The following is a 17,604-nucleotide window of genomic DNA, read 5'->3' as shown; positions in this document are numbered from 1 at the left end:
AGGTACGAGAATCGGCGCTGGCGAACAGCGTCACCTCGTGGCCCTGTCGGACAAGTTCTTCGGTCAGATACGAAACAATTCGCTCGGTTCCACCGTAGGTTCGGGGCGGCACGGATTCGGTTAGCGGTGCGATCTGGGCTATTTTCATTTAGAAAATCTTTTCGGCGGCGATCGCCGTCTTTCAAACAAGCTTCGGCGGCAACCAAGACAAGCGAGAGCTTCCCGTTGCGAAGTATTCTCTGCAGAGCGTATTTATAGTTGTGCCGTCCGTGCTCCTCCCGTGCAATCAGGTTTCCCTTATTCAATTCCTCTGCATCCAGAACTGCGATCCCTGAGAAATGTTTCACCGGTCCCAGAAAAAGAATGGCGCTCCCGCCTCACATATGCCGCTACGGTTGACCAGGATCCGCGCAAGCTCCAACGTGAGAACTTCACGTTTTGTGCTCCGATTGGCACCGGGTCCTGACAGCATCGTGCTTTCGTTTGTTCTGTGGCTCCTCGACCGAGCAAGGACAGCGAGCCCGCGTCGCCGGAGGATAAGAACGACGCGGGCCGATCGGAGATATCCGATCTGGCAGCAAAAAAATGAGGGAAAGAGTTTGCTGCGTGGGCAGAACTTTTCCTGAGCGCCGGTGTTCCATCGCGTGAGGAAAAAAGCCCGCCGCACAGGTTGATGCGGCGGGTCGATCAAACGTGTTGCACCGAGCGGGGGGCTCGGGGTCGGGCATGCCCGGTGCGCGCGGACCACGCGAACTTTAGATGCACCAGCTGCGATGCGTCCACCAACCGACGGTTGGAGTTTCATTCCGAGAGCTGTCTCACAGTGCGAAGCGGGCAAGTAGTTTATCGGAACCCAGCCTTGGCACATCACGTTGCTCAGTCGCTGACCTTCAAAGGATGCATGCAATGGCGAAAGACATATCTCGCGAGGAAGAGCAACGCGGCACCGAAAAAGTCTTCTTCTGGGGCGCTGCAATCGCCCTTGTCCTTTTTGTGTCTCTGGTGACCATCGCCCTCATCGGAAGGTCCTGATCTGTTTCGACAGTAGGATTCGACCGGCGGGCGCGAGGTCTCGGTGGGTTCAGGGCGAATGCCGGGCTGTACCCTATGAGCCGCTCCCATCCGCCGTTTGTCCTCTCGATCGCCAGTCGAGCCACGATGCACTGAATTCAGAAAATTTCATTGCGCGGGTCACAACCTGCAGCAAAACTCTCCCAATCCAACCCGATCGGCTGTCCTTCGCTGGAGACGAAAAGCCACGGGCGGACGCTACAGGCCTAACTTTTCCCCGAGTGCATCAATGCGTTTAAAAGCTCCCGCCTTGCTAAGGCCGTCGGCATAGGCGTCAGGGTCGTCGGCCTGTTCGGCCAGAGTTTTCAGATATGAGGCTTGTGCGGGGGTCATCTCCGCTGACCCAATCTTCCGGGTCTTTTCCGAATTTGCCGATGCCTCGATTTTTGGGTTGTGCCGATCGCCCATGGTCAATCCCCCTTGATTGATCAGCTCAATGAGAAACGATCATGATTTGTTCCGCTACATTTGGTAGGCTTTCTCAGACCGTTTGCAGGGCTGCTCGTCACCGACCTGGTCAGTGTGTGGGATCGGCCGGAGTAACGTCGACGCTGGCCGGGACCCGGACAACACGTCGACTGCGGCTGGATGGTAGTTCCCGCGCGGACTGGCAGCCATATCCTGCTCTGGTCGCCAACGGCGCTGACAGAGCCTCCAGTCTCAAGTATCAATCTTTGCGGAAGGGAGACACTTGGCGTGCCTCACTCCACGGAACCAGCACGGGTTGCCCTTCGCGGATCGAGACCCCCGCCCAGCATTAGCGATGGCCTGCCGTTTTAGGCAGTTTGTCTCATCCCATCGGCGGACTTCGATATTGGCTTGGATCATGGAGATGCCTGCTCGCCGATCAGGCGGGCATATTCCGCCTCCGGCTGGCCATATGAGCTGTTTGCCAAGATGATGAGACCAGTTCGATCACGGACGATGACCTCGCCACGATTTGACCTGATCAGACCGCGGCCTTCCAGCATTTGAAGTGCCACGGTGACGCCCGGCCGTCGTACACCCAACATGACCGACAGGAATTCATGGGTAATCGGCAGCCGGTCGCCTATCTCGAGCATCTCACCTACGAAGCGAGCGAGCTTCGGGCCCTCCCCAGGGCTGTTTTCGACGAGGCCCATCATTTATTGGTGCAGCCAGCGTCGCGGCCGTGATGTCTGAGTTACAAGTTGGCCGGCTGGATTGGCCCTCAACTTCCAAACCATCCAAGACGCGGCCCAGCAGCACCAGATCGGAAGGACGAAAGACGCCAGCTTGCTCTGCTTTTGCACCAATTGGCATGACGCCCCTCGATGCAGGCCCAGCCGACAGGGCCGAAACTAATTGGGTGCTATTACAGGTTCAAGCTGGAGACAGCCGATGATCTTACAATCTCGTGCTCATGCCGGTTCGATATCCGTTTGGCAGAAGTCTTTGCCGATGAAAAGCAGCGGTTCGTCTGCACGCTTTGCCAAAGCATAGGAAATTCAGCGCCGCCGGTGGTGGCCCTTGCCGTAGGTCAGCCAACCCTGGGTCGCCAGATCAACCAATTCGGAGTCGACAGGAATGATGTCGGCCTCGACGTTGCGCAGCCAAAGATCGATCTCAGCCAACGCGTGTTCGCCGCGCCTGCTGACCAGCACCATGCGTGCCTCGAGCACGCAGCTTGCCGGGATCAGACGGATTGGGTCGGAGACCAGCGCTCGTTCCAGCCTTGCTGCCTCAGGCTCGCTCCGAAGGATCGCTACAACAGCTGAGGTATCGATCACCATCAGTTAGGGATTCCATGCTCGTCAAACCCGATGATCTCCTCGTCGCTGCGACAATCCAGTTCAGGCAATCGTGCCACTCTTTCTCGGATGGCGCGCAATTCTGCCAGCAGACGCTCCTGAGCGGTCTCTCCAAAGCCCAAGCGGTGCAAGCGCTCGCTAAGGGCCTGATGAATGGCTGCTGTCTTACTGATACCCTGGCGGCGTGCGAGTTCATCGGCGAGAGCAACGGTGGCTGGATTTTTGATGTTCAGGGACACGAGAAACTCCAAAAATCTACCTTTCTGGCAATTTCTACCACAATTCTCTAGCTCTTCAACATACCTGCTAGCCTTCGCCCACACCCGCGCCGGATTGACCACCACAATCGCCAGGCGGTCGCGGCACCGCATTTCGCAAGTCTCTGCACGTCATGCCACGATCGCCGGTTTTGCTTGTTGCAAGGCCGGCGCTCCTGCCTTTTCTAATGATCCCCGACCGCGGCAAGAACCAGTTCGTGGCGAGAAACGGGGACCCGCATGGCGACCAACTATCATGCCAGTAAGGGAGCGGTATCGCGCGGCGCGCGCATGCTGCGCACCGCCCTCGGCCCGGCGGTCGCAGGCTTCCTTGACGATCCAGCCATTGTCGAGGTGATGCTCAATCCCGACGGTCGCCTGTGGGTTGACCGTCTCAGCGAAGGACTCGCTGCAAGCAATGAAACACTGATCGCGGCAGACGGCGAACGGATCGTCAGGCTGGTCGCGCACCATGTCGGTGCGGAGGTGCATTCGGGCTCGCCGCGCGTTTCGGCTGAACTGCCTGGGACCGGTGAACGGTTCGAGGGCCTTTTGCCGCCTGTCGTCACGGCACCAACATTCGCCATCCGCAAGCCGGCAGTCGCGGTGTTTACGCTTCAAGACTATGTCGCTGCCGGCATCATGACCGAAGGCCAGGCTGACGTCCTGCAGCTTGCCGTGGAGACACGCAAGAACGTGCTGGTGGCCGGCGGTACATCGACGGGCAAGACCACGCTGGTCAACGCGCTTTTGGCGGAGGTGGCTAAAACCGCCGAGCGCGTCGTGCTGATCGAGGACACACGCGAGTTGCAGTGCGCTGCGCCCAATCTTGTAGCGCTGCGCACAAAGGATGGTGTCGCCTCGCTGTCCGATCTGGTGAAGTCATCATTGCGGCTTCGGCCCGACCGCATCCCGATAGGCGAGGTACGGGGCGCCGAAGCGCTCGATTTGCTGAAGGCCTGGGGCACCGGCCATCCCGGCGGCATCGGCACCATTCACGCCAATTCTGCCATTGGCGCACTGCAGCGACTGGAACAGCTCGTACAGGAGGCCGTCGTCACGGTCCCGCGCGCGCTGATAGCCGAAACCATAGACCTCGTCGCCGTCCTCGCCGGCCGCGGTTCCGCGCGCCGGCTCGTCGAAATCGCCTTGGTCGACGGGCTCGATCCGGCCACCGGTGACTACCGCACCCTGGAAGCAAATCTCGAGACCACAATGACCGTGAATCACCACTCGCCCTTTGGAGCTTCAAAATGACCCCGATCCGCTTCACTTCATCGGCTGTCCGCAAACTTGCCGTGGAGCTGTCGTATGCGACGACCGCCGCGATCATGACGATTGCGCCCGCCCATGCTGCCGGTTCCTCCATGCCCTGGGAGGAGCCCCTTCAGCAAATTCTCGAATCGATTGAGGGGCCAGTCGCCAAGATCGTGGCGGTGATCATCATCATCGTCACCGGCTTGTCGCTCGCTTTCGGCGACACATCGGGCGGATTTCGCCGGCTGATCCAGATCGTCTTCGGCCTGTCGATCGCTTTCGCGGCAAGTTCGTTCTTCCTGTCTTTTTTCTCCTTCGGCGGCGGAGCGCTGATCTGATGGAGGAGGAAGTCCGCGGCTTTTTCGCGCCGGTGCATCGCGCACTCACCGAACCGATCCTGCTCGGCGGCGCGCCGCGTGCGGTTGCCATCGCCAACGGTACGCTGGCCGGCGCGGTCGGATTAGGACTTCGCTTGTGGGTCGCAGGGCTCATCATCTGGTTGGTCGGACATCTCGTGGCCGTCTGGGCGGCAAAGCGCGATGCGCAGTTCGTCGATGTGGCACGCCGGCACCTTCGCTATCCCTCGCACTTCGGCTGTTGAGGTCCTTCATCATGATGAACCTCGCGGAATACCGAAAGAAGAGTGCCAGCCTCGTCGATTATCTGCCTTGGGCCGCCCTGGTGGCGCCGGGCGTGGTGCTCAACAAGGACGGCAGCTTTCAAAGGACAGTGCGTTTTCGCGGGCCGGACCTGGACTCCGCCACGCCGGCGGAGCTGGTCGGCACGACCGCGCGGCTCAACGGCGCGCTACGCCGGCTCGGCTCCGGCTGGGCAATTTTTGTCGAAGCGCAGCGCAATCCTGCCAGCGGCTACCCAGACAGCCGGTTCCCGGATTGCGCATCGGCACTTCTCGACATCGAGCGTCGCGAACAGTTCGAAGCCTCCGGTGTGCTGTTTGAAAGCAGCTACTTTCTCACATTCGTGTGGCTGCCTCCGGCTGAGGAAGCGTCGCGAATGGAGAGCTGGCTCTATGAAGGCCGGGAAAAGACGGGCGTCGATCCTTGGGAACTCCTGAAGATTTTTGTCGATCGCACCGATCGCGCGCTCAACCTCATCGGGGGCTTCGTTCCCGAAGCTGACTGGCTCGATGACGGGGAGACGCTGAGTTACCTGCACTCAACCATTTCGACCAAGCGGCATCGCGTTCGCGTGCCAGAAACGCCGATGCATCTCGACGCACTGCTTGTCGATCAGCCGTTGGCCGGCGGACTCGATCCGAGGCTTGGCGATGCGCATCTGCGCACACTCACTATCATCGGGTTTCCGACGATGACCTTCCCGGGGATTCTCGACGATCTTAATCGGCTTGCCTTCCCTTACCGCTGGTCAACGCGGGCGATCATGCTGGACAAGACCGAGGCGACCAAGTTGGTGACCAAGATACGCCGTCAGTGGTTCGCGAAACGGAAATCCGTTGCCGCGATCCTCAAGGAGGTGATGACCAACGAGGCGTCTGTTCTCGTCGACTCGGACGCGGCCAACAAGGCGGCCGATGCGGACGCGGCGCTCCAGGACCTGGGCTCTGATCAGATCGGCGAAGCCTATGTCACCGCCACCATGACGGTCTGGGATGTTGATCCATCGATTGCCGACGAAAAACTGCGTCTAGTCGAAAAGATCGTTCAGGGCAGAGACTTCACCTGCATCGCCGAGGGCGTCAACGCTGTCGAAGCTTGGCTGGGCGGCATCCCCGGCCATGTCTATGCCAATGTTCGCCAGCCGCCGCTTTCCACGCTCAACCTTGCGCACGCGATTCCCCTCTCCGCGGTCTGGGCAGGTCCGACCGAGGACGAGCATCTTGGAGCGCCGCCGCTGTTCTTCGCCAGGACGGAGGGCGCCACTCCGTTCCGGTTCAGCCTGCATGTTGGAGACGTCGGCCACACCCTTGTCATCGGCCCGACGGGCGCCGGCAAGTCGGTCCTGTTGGCGCTGATCGCGCTGCAGTTCCGGCGTTACGAGAACAGCCAGGTCTTTGCCTTCGATTTCGGTGGCTCAATCCGCGCTGCCACGCTCGCCATGAATGGTGATTGGCACAGTCTCGGAAGCAATGCTGAAAGCGGACAGGGCTCTGACAATCCGTTGCCCTCGCTCACCTTGGCCGATCTGTCGGACGACGTTCAGGCCGTGTCGCTGCAGCCGCTTGCCCATATCCATCATACGCCAGAGCGGGCCTGGGCGGCCGCCTGGCTCTTCGACATTCTTCTGCGGGAAGGCGTGGTCATCACGCCGCAGGTGAAGGAACATCTATGGTCGGCGCTGACGTCGCTGGCTTCTGCGCCAATCCAGGAGAGGACATTAACTGGCCTATCCGTGCTGCTGCAGTCCTCGCCGCTGAAACAGGCGCTTGGTCCCTATTGCATCGGCGGCGCTTTTGGCCGGCTGCTTGATGCCGAGCATGAGCGACTCGGCGAAGCCACCGTCCAGGCGTTCGAAACCGAGGGCCTGATTGGCACGGGTGCTGCTCCCGCGGTGCTTGCCTACCTTTTCCACCGCATCGAGCAGAGGATGGATGGACGGCCGACGCTGCTGCTCATTGACGAGGGCTGGCTGGCGCTCGACGATGGCGGTTTCGCCGACCAGTTGCGCGAATGGCTGAAGACGCTGAGAAAGAAGAACGCCAGCGTAGTCTTCGCCACGCAGTCGCTTTCCGACATCGACGGATCGCCAATCGCGCCGGCAATAGTAGAAAGCTGCCCGACGCGGCTGTTCTTGCCCAACGAGCGCGCCATCGAGCCGCAGATCACCGAGATCTACCGACGCTTTGGTCTCAACGATCGCCAGATCGAGATCATCGCCCGGGCGATACCGAAGCGCGACTATTACTGTCAAAGCCGCCGCGGCAATCGTCTGTTCGAACTAGGGCTCGGTCCAATCGCGCTGGCGCTCTGCGCCACATCGTCCAAATCCGACCAGGCCGCGATCGGCCGGATCGTCGCCGAGGCCGGCCGAGACCATTTCCTCGAGGCCTGGCTAGCGGAGCGCAGTCTGTCCTGGGCGGCCGACCTCATCCCAGGTCTCACCAACTTGATCAACCAGTCCACCGAGGAGATTTCGTCATGAATTCCGTTCTTGCAGGTCGCCGTATCCGTCGCGTGGCGGCAGCCGGCGCCATCGCCGTGGCCACGGCGCTGTCATCGGCACCAGCATCAGCGCTGATCGTGTTCGATCCCAGGAATTACGCCGAAAACCTGCTTTCGGCATCGCGCGCCCTGGAGCAGATCCACAACCAGATCACCTCGCTTCAGAACGAAGCGCAGATGCTGATCAACCAGGCGAAGAATCTCACTTCGCTGCCGACCTCGCTGCTGGGCCAGATCGAGGCCAATTTTGCAGAGATGAAGAGCCTGCTCGGCGAGGCCGACAAGCTGGCCTATAGCGTCCAGGAGGTCGAGAGCCAGTTTACCTCCGCTTACGAGAATTTCGGTTCGAATCTCTCCAGCCAGCAGCTTGTCGACGGCGCGCGTCAACGCTGGCAGACCTCGGTGTCGGCCTTCGAGCATTCGCTGAAGGCGGGCGCCGTCGCGGTCGACAACATCGCCGCGACACAAGAGCAGACGAGTGCGCTGGTCGGTGCCAGCCAGTCCGCCGTCGGCTTGCTTCAGGCGACGCAGGCCGGCAACCAGCTCCTCGCGGTCCAAGCCAAGCAAGTTGCCGACCTCACTGCGATGCTGGCCGCACAAGGACGAGCCGAAGCCCTTGAGCAGGCGAGGCGGGCGGCCGCGCAGGAGCAGGCACGGGAACAGTTCAGCCGTTTTATGACGGGCAGCAGCTACAGCGCGTCATCTGTAAAAATGTTCCACGACTGAGGCAAAGACCGCATGGATCTCAAGATCGCCGCCCGGATAACAGCCGTTCTTGCCCTTGGCGCCGCCATGACCGCCGCCTCCATGGCGCTGCGCGGCGGCGGCTCGCAGAACGCGTCCTCCCCGCGCTCTGCATATCCGGGCGGCGAGCCGGCTGGGGTCGAGCTTGCCCGATGCCGGGACATTGGCATGGCGGCGATTGATGACGACGCCTGCAGGAAAGCCTGGGCGGAAAGCCGCCGACGCTTCCTGCAACCATCCCGCCCCATCGCGCCAAACGCGGGTCCGTGGATCGAGAAGGACCAGAGCCGAATGCTGCCGCTCCAACCGCCAACTCCGCCTAGCGCGGAAGACCGGCTCCATCCGGAAACGGTGGCGCCATGAACGACACCGGCGTGATCGATCGCTTCCTGGAGACGTTTACCCGCTATATCGATTCCGGCTTTGGTCTGCTCGGTGGGGAAGTTGCGTTTCTTACTTCGACCCTCATTGTCATGGACATCACACTGGCCGGCCTGTTCTGGGCATGGGGTGCTGATGAGGACGTCCTGCACCGGCTAGTGAAGAAGACCCTCTATATCGGCTTCTTTGCCTTCATCATCGGCAACTTCAATCGTCTGGCCGGCATCGTCTTCGAGAGCTTTTCCGGGCTCGGCCTGAAGGCTGGAGGCTCGGCACTTTCAGGCTCGGCATTGCTGCAGCCGGGCCGCGTTGCACAAGTCGGCATCGATGCCGGCAATCCGATCCTCGAGGCCGCCAGCCAACTGATGGGCTACGTCTCGTTCTTCGAGAATTTCGTCCAGATCGTAGTGCTGATGATCGCCTGGGCGATAGTACTGATTGCGTTCTTTCTTCTGGCCGTCCAGATCTTCGTCACGCTGGTCGAATTCAAGCTGACGACGCTTGCCGGGTTTGTGCTGCTCCCCTTTGCGCTGTTCAACCGGACCGCCTTTCTTGCCGAAAAAGTGCTCGGCAACATCGTTGCCTCCGGCGTGAAGATCCTGGTCCTTGCCGTCATCGTCGGCATCGGCTCGGGGCTGTTCGCCGAGTTCACCCGAGGCTTCGGCGCGGAACAGCCCACAATCACGGATGCGCTGTCGCTTGTCCTGGGCGCCCTGTCGCTGATGGGGCTGTCGATCTTCGGTCCAAGCATTGCGACGGGGCTGGTCTCTGGTGCCCCCCAACTTGGCGCAGGTGCCGCTGTTGGCACGAGCCTCGTCGCTGGCGGCCTTGGCGCGGCCGGCGCTATGGGTGCTCGCACCGGATTGAGCGGCGCAGCAGGCGCACTCAATGCCGGGGTGCGTATGTCGGCAGCGGCCGCACGCGGTGGCGCACACCTGGCCGGCAGCACTTCGGCCGCCTGGGAGCTTGGCGCAGCGACATCTGGACGAGGTGGTGCAGGCTCGGTCGCCGCCGGCGTGGCAGGTGTCGCCAGGGCCGGTGCCAGCGCTGCCGTTCGACCGGTGAAGCAGGCCATGTCGCGCGCTGCGACGGCGTTGTCCGACAGCTATGAGGCCGGCCGCTTTGCGGCTTGGACTGCGACGAGTGGAGAGCGATCGTCGGGCACGGCCTCCTCCGGCGACTGGCCGTCCACCGGGGCCAGTGCCGACTCTCCGCCAGCATGGGCAAAACGCATGAAACGCAGCCAGGCCATGAGCCATGGCGCCAGCATCGCCGCCCATTCGGTCCACTCGAGCAATGATGGCGGCGGCTCGATGAATGTTTCCCTCGATCAGGACGACCGCTGATGACACCCTTTAGACGCCCTTTTGTTCGTTACTCAAAAACGCCTCACCCTGAGACGCCATATCAGCGCGCAGCCCAGATTTGGGACGAGCGCATCGGCTCGGCTCGCGTCCAGGCGAAGAACTGGCGGCTGATGGCCTTCGGCTCTCTCGTCTTGGCCGGCGGTTTTGCATCCGCATTGGTCTGGCAGTCGACGCGCGGCTCAGTGGTTCCCTGGGTGGTGGAAGTCGGCAAGTTCGGCGAAGCGCAAGTTGTCGCTCCGGCCGTTGCCGACTATCGGCCGACCGATCCGCAGATCGCCTGGCATCTGGCCCGCTTCATCGAACAGGTTAGAAGCATTCCGGCCGACCCGGTCATCGTCCGCCAAAACTGGCTGCGCGCCTACGACTACACCACAGACCGCGGCGCCATTTCCCTCAATGATTACGCCCGGTTGAACGACCCTTTTGCCAAATTGGGCAAACTCCAGATCGCCATCGAGGTTTCCAGCGTCATCCGTGCTACGCCCGATTCCTTTCGCGTCGCCTGGATCGAGCGCCGTTACGAGAATGGCAACCTGGCCGGCACGGAGCGCTGGACCGCAATCCTCACAATCGTGATTCAGCAACCCCGCGACGCTGACCGGCTCAAAGCCAATCCGCTTGGCGTCTATGTCAACGCCATCAGCTGGTCGAAGGAGTTTTCATGATGGGTGCAGCACCAACAAGAACATCGGCGAGACCGGCCAAGCGCAATGCGCCCAAGGCACGTAGGCTTGCCCTGACACTGCTGTCGGCAACGGCGCTCGCCGGCTGTGCATCGAAGAAATACATTCCGCCGGAAATCGCCTACGACGATGCGGTGCCTGCGGTGCGCAGGGTCGAGCCGCCTGGTCCGGTCAAAGTGGTGGAAGTGCCGAAACCGCTTCCGCTGCCTGGTCAGTTGAAACCAGTCGACGCTACGAAGGTGAAGCCGGAGCCGACCGATCCGAAGCAGCGTATCAGCCAGGCGAACGAGGCAGCAAGGATGCAGCCGGTTCGCGACGGGTTCGTCAATGCCATCCAGCTCTATCCCTGGAGTGAGGGCGCGCTCTACCAGATCTATGCCGCGCCCGGCCAGGTCACCGACATCGCCTTGCAGCCCGGCGAGCAGCTTGTCGGCTCCGGGCCTGTGGCCGCCGGCGACACGGTGCGCTGGATCATCGGCGATACGCAAAGTGGGGCAGGGGAGCGCCAGCAGGTCCATATTCTTGTGAAGCCGACACGGCCGGATCTGCAGACCAATCTCGTCATCAACAGCGACCGCCGCACCTATCATCTCGAGCTGCGTTCGACCGAAAAGACCTACATGGCTTCGGTCTCCTGGCAGTACCCGCAGGACCAGCTGATTGCGCTGCGGCGCCAGAACGCGCAGGCTTCCGCCGCACAGCCGGTCGCGTCCGGCGTCGACATCCAGAAACTGAATTTCCGCTATCGCATCGAAGGCGACATGGCGCCCTGGCGGCCGCTTCGCGCCTTCGATGACGGTGCAAAAGTCTACATCGAGTTCCCGTCTGGCATAGGGCAAGGTGAAATGCCGCCACTCTTTGTCATCGGCCCATCGGGCGGCTCGGAGCTGGTCAACTACCGTGCTCGCCAGAACTACTACGTCGTTGATCGGCTGTTTGCCGCCGCTGAATTGAGGCTCGGCGACAAAACAAGCGAAAAGCGCGTCCGCATCGTGCGTACGGACGGCAAACGAACCTCGCCCAGCACGAGGCTGTTCCGATGAGCGACCCTGCAAATGCACCCAACCAGGACATTCGAGCGGAACTGCGCCTTCGGCCCGAACCGGCCAGGGTCACGCGACTGTCGCGCAAGGTGCTGATAGGCGTTGGTGGAGTTGCCAGCGCTGCGATCCTCGGCACGTTGATTTGGGCGCTCGACACCAGACAGCGCGGAACCGAACAGCCGTCCGAGCTCTTCACCACCGAAAACCGCTCAACGGCCGACGGGCTACAGAAGCTGCCGAAGGACTATGCCGGTGTTCCGCAACTCGGCCCCGCGCTGCCTGGCGATTTGGGCCGGCCGATCTTGCGCGCGCAGGAGCGCGGCCAGCCGATTGGGGCGTCCAACGTCAGTGGCCCGCGCGCCGATCCGGAGGAGCAGCGCCGACTGGCCGAGATCGAGGCCGCACGCGTGGCGAAGCTCTTCACCGATACGAACACGAGACCTGGTCCCACACGACAGGATGCTGGCAGCAGGGTCATAGGACCGGACACCCAATCTGGTCTGACTCCGCCGCTTGGGCCGCCACCGATCGATCCTGGCGCCGCGCAAAACGTGCAGGATCGCAAGCTGGCCTTCGTCAATGCCGAGCCAGACCGTCGCACAGTCAGCCCCAATCGGCTCGCCGAGAAGGCCTCGCCCTACGTGGTGCAAGCCGGCAGCGTCATTCCAGCTGCCCTTATCACCGGCATCCGCTCCGACCTGCCCGGCGAGATCACCGCTCAGGTCACGGAAAATGTCTACGACAGCCCAACCGGCTCATACCTTCTGATCCCGCAGGGTGCGCGGCTGATCGGCCAGTATGACAGCCAGGTCGCGTTCGGCCAGTCGCGCCTGCTGCTGGTCTGGAACCGGCTGATCATGCCCGATGGCACATCGATCGTGCTGGAGCGCCAGCAGGGCGCAGACACGCAAGGGTTTTCTGGCCTTGAAGACGAAGTTGACCATCATTGGGGCCAGATGTTCCGGGCCGCAGCGCTCTCGACATTGCTGGGCATTGGGACATCGCTCGGGTCCAGCGACGACGAAAGCGAAATCGCCAAGGCCATCCGCGAAAGCGCGCAGGACTCGGCCTCCGATATTGGCCAGCAGATCGTGCGCAATCAGCTCAACGTGCAGCCGACGCTCACGGTGCGGCCCGGTTTTCCGGTTCGCGTGATTGTCAATCGCGACCTTGTTCTTGTGCCTTACGGGAAGTCAAAGGGTCCGTCATGACCAAGCTGAAACGCTCCGCCATTCCCGATGACCGTCCGGTCAAGATCCCCGTCGAACTGCCTGCCGCCGTTCATCGCGACCTCGTCGCCTACGCAGATTATCTGAACAGGCAACATGTCTTTGTCTCACACGCAGGAGGTGAACAATGCCAGATCTGAGGCTCGGTCGGCTGCCGAAGGTTGGCGTCGTCCGCATGACCATCATCCTGCCGGAGCCTCTCAAGGAGGAACTCGATCAGTACGCGGCCGAGCACAGCCGGCTCTATGAACCCGTGGACACCGCTGCCCTGATTCCGCACATGCTGGAGGCCTTCGTCGGTTCGGATCGCGGTTGGCGCAGTCGTAAGGCGAAGGCCGGCCGTGCCCGCCAAAGAGGGGCGTCTCCGGCCAGCAGCACGACGCGAAGCGGTGCTGAAGGTGATGGCTCCGCCTGAAGCTGTCCCAGTGGCTTTACCCTAAGCGGAATGCCGGTTCCGACCCTAAGCGGAAGCTCGCTTGCTCCGGGCCAATTCACGGCCATCACCCGAAGCCGTCATCCAGTTGGTCGAGGCTGCGGGTTGGCAATGGGGTGGCGATGGGGTGGTAAGGGACGTTCGGCGGAGATGGGTTACACGCCAGGGACGCTTCGGAACAGACGGCGAATATTTCGTTCCCTCCTTCCCTGAGCTTCGAAGTTTGTCGCTGCCTCCCCGGCTTTTATCGTGCTATGCTGTTAGTGGCCTTCCTGGAAGGGAAACGGAAATGTCCGGCATGTCAGCGTTGACGCGGACTTTCATTGCCGCTGTTCTTGTCGGCTGCGCGCCCGTCGTGTCGTCTGCCATCGGAGCGGGAGTTACCGAGGATGTCGCGACGGGAACGCGACTCGCGGAATTGCTCCGTGCGGGGCGACGTATCATATCGAACTACCAGACGCTCATCAATGATCCTGCTGTTGGCGACAAGCACCTCGACGGTGAGCGCATTACGAGAGAGGCCATCGCCGAATACTCAAAACACATCGGCAACGACCCGCTTTCCGGCGAATTGACCGAGCGCGACCGGCGTCTGCTTGAAGTCCAGATTGAGGCGATGCGAGAGGTGGTGGACGAACAGCAAGATAACATCAACCGCGCGGGAATCGCTTTCAAGGGCTTCGTGCCAGCCGTGTTTGCGCGTCTGATGAATGACAAGTTCGTCGCCAAGGCCGGCAACGAAGCTCGGGTGCGCGTGACTGCGCCAGAGCAACTCGTGCGCAACCGCAAATCGCTTCCGGACGCCTGGGAAGCACAGATCATCGAAAAGGTCTTGGTGGATCCGCAGAGAGCGAAGGGAGAAGCCTACACGGACGTCACAGAGGCGGATGGACGCCCGGCATTTCGAATGCTGCTGCCCGAATACTATACCGGCTCGTGTCTTTCCTGTCACGGCGAGCCGAAGGGCGAGATCGACGTGACAGGATATCCAAAGGAGGGCGGCAAAGCGGGCGATCTGGGAGGCGCGATCAGCATCGTCTTGTTCAAATGAGCGCTTTGGAACAATCACCGCACCAAGTGGAAGCCGTATCGGCGCCGGCGAGGCCACTTGCGCGTAGCTTCGCCAATCTACCGATTTCGGCCCGCATAGCTGCGCTGACAGCGGCCGGCCTTGTCAGCCTCATCGTATCGTCCATCTTTCTCACCCAGGCACTTTATCGCAGTGCAGATCGAACCGCGGAGACCAAGGCATTTTTCGACGTCGCGTCCACTGCGGCTGCGGCCCACGTAACATTCGGCGAATTGCGATACTGGCTGACTGATTTGTCGGTTAGCTTGTTGATGAATTCTCAGCGCAATGCCGAGCAGGCGCGCGAGCGACTGCTGGCACATCTGGACCGCCTTTCGAAATCATCACCGGATGCGGTCAGGGAAATCCGCGTTGAGATCGATGCCTATGTCAAAACGGCGTTACGAGCGGCAGACAGCTATACTCAAGACAACCGCATCATCGGCAACACTCTCCTCGCCGAGGCGCGCACCCACAGCGCAAATGTGGATGCCGCGCTTAACAAACTCGTCGAACGAGCGAGCGCCGAGGCAGAAGCCGCTCGCAACGAGGTCGTAACGGAAACCCAGAAAACGGCGACGACCGCTGCCGTGCTGGTGGCCATCGTGGTGATGATCGGGTCGCTTCTCACCATCCTTGTTCTTCGCTCGATCGTCGGCCCGTTGCGGCGCTTGAACCGGGTGATCGGAAATCTGACGGAAGGACGCTACGACGTCGAAATACAGGCAGAGGGAGGCGACGAGCTCGGCGCGATGGCGCGGACGCTTCGGCTTTTCCGGGCGAGCGCAATTGAAAAGCAAAGACTGGAAGATGAGGCGGAGCGGCAAAGACGGACGATCGCAGCGGCACTCGAGGCGATTTCTGACGGATTTGTCCTGTTCGATTCGGAGGACAAGGTCCTTCTTGCCAACAGCAAATACTGCGAAATCTTTCCCGGCAATGAGCGAGCTACTCTTCCTGGGCAAAGCCTTCAGGATATTCTGAAAGGACGCTTGGCGAGCGGGCACGTCGACCTTGAGGGCGCGTCGCCGGAGGAATGGATTGCGGAGAGGCTGCGCATCCAGAAGGATCCGGCAGGCTTCGTCCACGAGGGTCGCTTCGGAGAACGCTGGGTCCGCGTCAGCAAACGAAAGACCCCTGACGGCGGGACCGTCGCCGTTTACACCGACATCACGGAACTGAAGCAGAGAGAGGTCGAACTCGAGCGGGCCAAGAGCCATGCTGAAGCGGCAAATGAGGCCAAGAGCAGCTTCCTCGCGTCCATGAGCCACGAGCTACGCACTCCATTGAACGCGATCATTGGCTACAGCGAGATGCTGATCGAAGAGGCGAGTGACGAGCAAATGAACGAGTTCGTCCCAGATGTGGAAAAGATCGCAGGGGCCGGTCGCCATCTCCTCGCGCTCATCAACGACATCCTCGATCTGTCGAAGATCGAGGCAAATAAGATGGAAAATTTCCTGGAGACTTTCGACGTCGCCGACTTGTTGCGCGATGTCCAGGCCACAGTAGCGCCACTGATGGCGAAAAACAGAAACAGTTTCGTGCTGGACCTCGCGGGAGACCTTGGGAAAATGCATTCGGACCAGACGAAGTTGCGTCATAACCTCTTCAATCTACTCAGTAACGCGGCCAAGTTCACCGAAGTGGGCCGTGTAACGCTGGCGGTTCGACGCAACAGGACATCGGATGGCGACTGGCTAATATTCGTAGTGTCTGACACCGGGATCGGGATGACGCCAGAGCAACAAGAACGGCTCTTTGACGCTTTTACGCAGGCAGACGCGTCCACCACTCGCAACTATGGCGGAACGGGATTGGGCCTTAGCATAACCCGGAGTTTCTGCCGAATGATCGGAGGCGTTGTAACGGTCAAGAGCGAGTTCGGAAAAGGCTCGACCTTCACAATGGAGATTCCAGCCGAGTGCAACGAGGAATCTAGCGAGCAGCGACTCGCCGAACCGCTGTCGTCCAGGGCGTCGGACAAGGCGGTGCTGATCATCGATGACGAGCCTGCCGCCCGAACCCTTATCGCCAGGGCCTTGGCAGAAGCGGGACTGGCGTCGATCGAAGCAGCAAGCGGCGAGGAAGGAATAGCCGCTGCGCGAGCGCATCGCCCTGTCGCAATCGTTCTCGACATTATCATGCCGCATCAGGACGGCTGGTCAGTGCTGCGCTCGCTGAAGAGCGACAAGGAGCTCTGCGAGATTCCAGTAATCCTTGCGACGATACTTGCAGATCGCGAACTCGGCCTCTCACTCGGTGCGGTCGAATACCTAACGAAGCCGATCGACACGCGGAAGCTTGTTCGAACGATAGAGGCTTGCGGCAGTGGCAACCGCGATGTGCTTGTTATTGATGACGATCAAGCCTCGCGCGATTTCCTTCGGCGTATTCTGGTCAAGAAGGATTGGCGGGTTCACGAGGCAAGCGATGGCCTGCGCGGCCTCAAGCTGATGAAGCGGTTGTTGCCGCGTCTGGTCCTGCTTGATCTGCTGATGCCCGAAATGGACGGATTCGAGACCTTGAATGAGATGCAGCAGGTGCCCGAGCTGCAGAACATTCCGGTCGTCGTCGTGACTTCCAAGGATTTGTCGGCGGACGAGCTCAAATGGCTTCGCGACAGGGCGGTCGCGGTTGTGACCAAGGGCGCAAACAGTCGGTCTCAGTTGGTCGAGGCCCTCGAGCGCCAGATATTCCCACTTGGATCGACAGGTGCCAGCATTGCCGATCCCGGAACCGCCCCCATGGCTGAAGGAAGCCGAGGATGACGAGGATCCTTCTCGTAGAAGACAACGAATTGAATCGCGACATGCTCTCGCGGCGGTTGTCGCGGCGTGGGTTCGAAGTCCTGATTGCGGAAAACGGACAGTCGGGCGTGGAACTCACCGTTTCGGAAAGGCCGGATCTCATCCTCATGGATATGAGCTTGCCGGTCATGGACGGGTGGGAGGCGACCCGGCGGATCAAGGCTGATCCGGCCACCTCCGGGATCCCGATCATTGCGCTTTCTGCGCACGCGATGGCCAGCGATCGCGAAATGGCGCTCGAGGCCGGCTGCGATGACTACGATAGCAAGCCGGTGGACCTGTCGCGACTTGTCCAGAAAATTGAACAATTGCTCGCCGGGGATCGATGAGGCCCAGGCCGACGGTTTG

At 61.0% G+C, this 17,604-nt stretch carries 17 protein-coding genes and 4 pseudogenes; 16 read left to right on the top strand and 5 right to left on the bottom strand.

Annotation, left to right across the window (positions count from 1 at the left end):
* A pseudogene (locus NKH33_RS31270) lies at nt 1-148 on the bottom strand (glycosyltransferase family 4 protein); the annotation flags it as partial.
* 758 nt (nt 149-906) lie between these two features.
* Between NKH33_RS31270 and NKH33_RS31265 the strand changes: the two are divergent.
* Nucleotides 907-1,032 carry a hypothetical protein gene (locus NKH33_RS31265; protein ID WP_352474836.1) on the top strand — a complete coding sequence of 42 codons (126 nt, stop codon included), beginning with the start codon at nt 907-909 and terminating at the stop codon, nt 1,030-1,032.
* 237 nt (nt 1,033-1,269) lie between these two features.
* Here NKH33_RS31265 and NKH33_RS31260 read toward each other — a convergent pair whose 3' ends face one another.
* From NKH33_RS31260 to NKH33_RS31245, 4 genes and pseudogenes are all read right to left on the bottom strand, one after another.
* Nucleotides 1,270-1,479 carry a DUF3072 domain-containing protein gene (locus NKH33_RS31260; protein WP_352542697.1) on the bottom strand — a complete coding sequence of 70 codons (210 nt, stop codon included), beginning with the start codon at nt 1,477-1,479 and terminating at the stop codon, nt 1,270-1,272.
* A 416-nt stretch (nt 1,480-1,895) separates the two neighbouring features.
* A pseudogene (locus NKH33_RS31255) lies at nt 1,896-2,123 on the bottom strand (helix-turn-helix domain-containing protein); the annotation flags it as partial.
* A gap of 330 nt (nt 2,124-2,453) precedes the next feature.
* Nucleotides 2,454-2,825 (bottom strand): annotated as a pseudogene (locus NKH33_RS31250) (type II toxin-antitoxin system VapC family toxin).
* Nucleotides 2,825-3,082, bottom strand: a complete 258-nt coding sequence (locus tag NKH33_RS31245; RefSeq protein WP_352474834.1) for a type II toxin-antitoxin system VapB family antitoxin — start codon at nt 3,080-3,082, stop codon at nt 2,825-2,827. The pseudogene NKH33_RS31250 and the gene NKH33_RS31245 overlap by 1 nt, the downstream one beginning before the upstream one ends.
* A gap of 258 nt (nt 3,083-3,340) precedes the next feature.
* Here NKH33_RS31245 and trbB point away from each other — a divergent pair, with 258 nt between their 5' ends.
* The 15 genes and pseudogenes from trbB (at nt 3,341) to NKH33_RS31170 (ending at nt 17,585) form a co-directional block, all read left to right on the top strand.
* Nucleotides 3,341-4,357: a P-type conjugative transfer ATPase TrbB gene (gene trbB, locus NKH33_RS31240; RefSeq protein WP_352542696.1), complete on the top strand. Its 1,017-nt coding sequence runs from the start codon at nt 3,341-3,343 to the stop codon at nt 4,355-4,357.
* Nucleotides 4,358-4,431: 74 nt separating this feature from the next.
* Nucleotides 4,432-4,695: a TrbC/VirB2 family type IV secretion system protein gene (locus tag NKH33_RS31235; protein WP_352474837.1), complete on the top strand. Its 264-nt coding sequence runs from the start codon at nt 4,432-4,434 to the stop codon at nt 4,693-4,695.
* On the top strand, nt 4,695-4,958 hold the full coding sequence (locus NKH33_RS31230) for a VirB3 family type IV secretion system protein (RefSeq protein ID WP_352474832.1): 264 nt from the start codon (nt 4,695-4,697) through the stop codon (nt 4,956-4,958). The genes NKH33_RS31235 and NKH33_RS31230 overlap by 1 nt, the downstream gene beginning before the upstream one ends.
* An 11-nt stretch (nt 4,959-4,969) precedes the next feature.
* Complete coding sequence (gene trbE / locus NKH33_RS31225; protein ID WP_352474830.1) at nt 4,970-7,477, top strand: conjugal transfer protein TrbE; 2,508 nt, start codon at nt 4,970-4,972, stop codon at nt 7,475-7,477.
* Complete coding sequence (trbJ, locus tag NKH33_RS31220) at nt 7,474-8,223, top strand: P-type conjugative transfer protein TrbJ (protein ID WP_352542695.1); 750 nt, start codon at nt 7,474-7,476, stop codon at nt 8,221-8,223. Before trbE ends, trbJ begins: the two co-directional genes overlap by 4 nt.
* A 12-nt stretch (nt 8,224-8,235) precedes the next feature.
* A complete protein-coding gene (trbK-alt, locus tag NKH33_RS31215; protein WP_352474828.1) occupies nt 8,236-8,604 on the top strand; it encodes a putative entry exclusion protein TrbK-alt in 369 nt (122 codons plus the stop codon).
* Nucleotides 8,601-9,968, top strand: coding sequence for a P-type conjugative transfer protein TrbL (gene trbL / locus NKH33_RS31210; protein WP_352474827.1), 1,368 nt, complete (start codon nt 8,601-8,603; stop codon nt 9,966-9,968). The genes trbK-alt and trbL overlap by 4 nt, the downstream gene beginning before the upstream one ends.
* The gene (gene trbF, locus NKH33_RS31205; protein WP_352474826.1) at nt 9,968-10,654 is read left to right on the top strand and encodes a conjugal transfer protein TrbF; all 687 of its coding nucleotides are present in this window, start codon (nt 9,968-9,970) and stop codon (nt 10,652-10,654) included. Before trbL ends, trbF begins: the two co-directional genes overlap by 1 nt.
* Nucleotides 10,651-11,715 (top strand): P-type conjugative transfer protein TrbG, encoded by a 1,065-nt coding sequence (trbG, locus tag NKH33_RS31200; RefSeq protein ID WP_352923240.1) that lies wholly within the window; start codon nt 10,651-10,653, stop codon nt 11,713-11,715. Before trbF ends, trbG begins: the two co-directional genes overlap by 4 nt.
* Nucleotides 11,712-12,926, top strand: a complete 1,215-nt coding sequence (locus NKH33_RS31195) for a TraB/TrbI/VirB10 family type IV secretion system protein (protein WP_352542694.1) — start codon at nt 11,712-11,714, stop codon at nt 12,924-12,926. Before trbG ends, NKH33_RS31195 begins: the two co-directional genes overlap by 4 nt.
* Nucleotides 12,923-13,039: pseudogene (locus tag NKH33_RS31190) on the top strand (DUF2274 domain-containing protein); the annotation flags it as partial. The gene NKH33_RS31195 and the pseudogene NKH33_RS31190, both read left to right, overlap by 4 nt.
* 80 nt (nt 13,040-13,119) lie before the next feature.
* Nucleotides 13,120-13,359, top strand: coding sequence for a DUF2274 domain-containing protein (locus tag NKH33_RS31185; RefSeq protein ID WP_502906785.1), 240 nt, complete (start codon nt 13,120-13,122; stop codon nt 13,357-13,359).
* 307 nt (nt 13,360-13,666) lie between these two features.
* Nucleotides 13,667-14,428, top strand: a complete 762-nt coding sequence (locus NKH33_RS31180) for a Tll0287-like domain-containing protein (protein ID WP_352923237.1) — start codon at nt 13,667-13,669, stop codon at nt 14,426-14,428.
* A complete protein-coding gene (locus NKH33_RS31175; protein WP_352542693.1) occupies nt 14,425-17,217 on the top strand; it encodes an ATP-binding response regulator in 2,793 nt (930 codons plus the stop codon). Before NKH33_RS31180 ends, NKH33_RS31175 begins: the two co-directional genes overlap by 4 nt.
* On the top strand, nt 17,214-17,585 hold the full coding sequence (locus tag NKH33_RS31170) for a response regulator (protein WP_352542692.1): 372 nt from the start codon (nt 17,214-17,216) through the stop codon (nt 17,583-17,585). The genes NKH33_RS31175 and NKH33_RS31170 overlap by 4 nt, the downstream gene beginning before the upstream one ends.
* Nucleotides 17,586-17,604 lie beyond the last annotated feature (19 nt).

This window comes from Mesorhizobium sp. M1182 (genome assembly GCF_040318335.1).
GTDB lineage: Bacteria > Pseudomonadota > Alphaproteobacteria > Rhizobiales > Rhizobiaceae > Mesorhizobium.
This window is presented reverse-complemented; position numbering and strand designations above follow the sequence as displayed.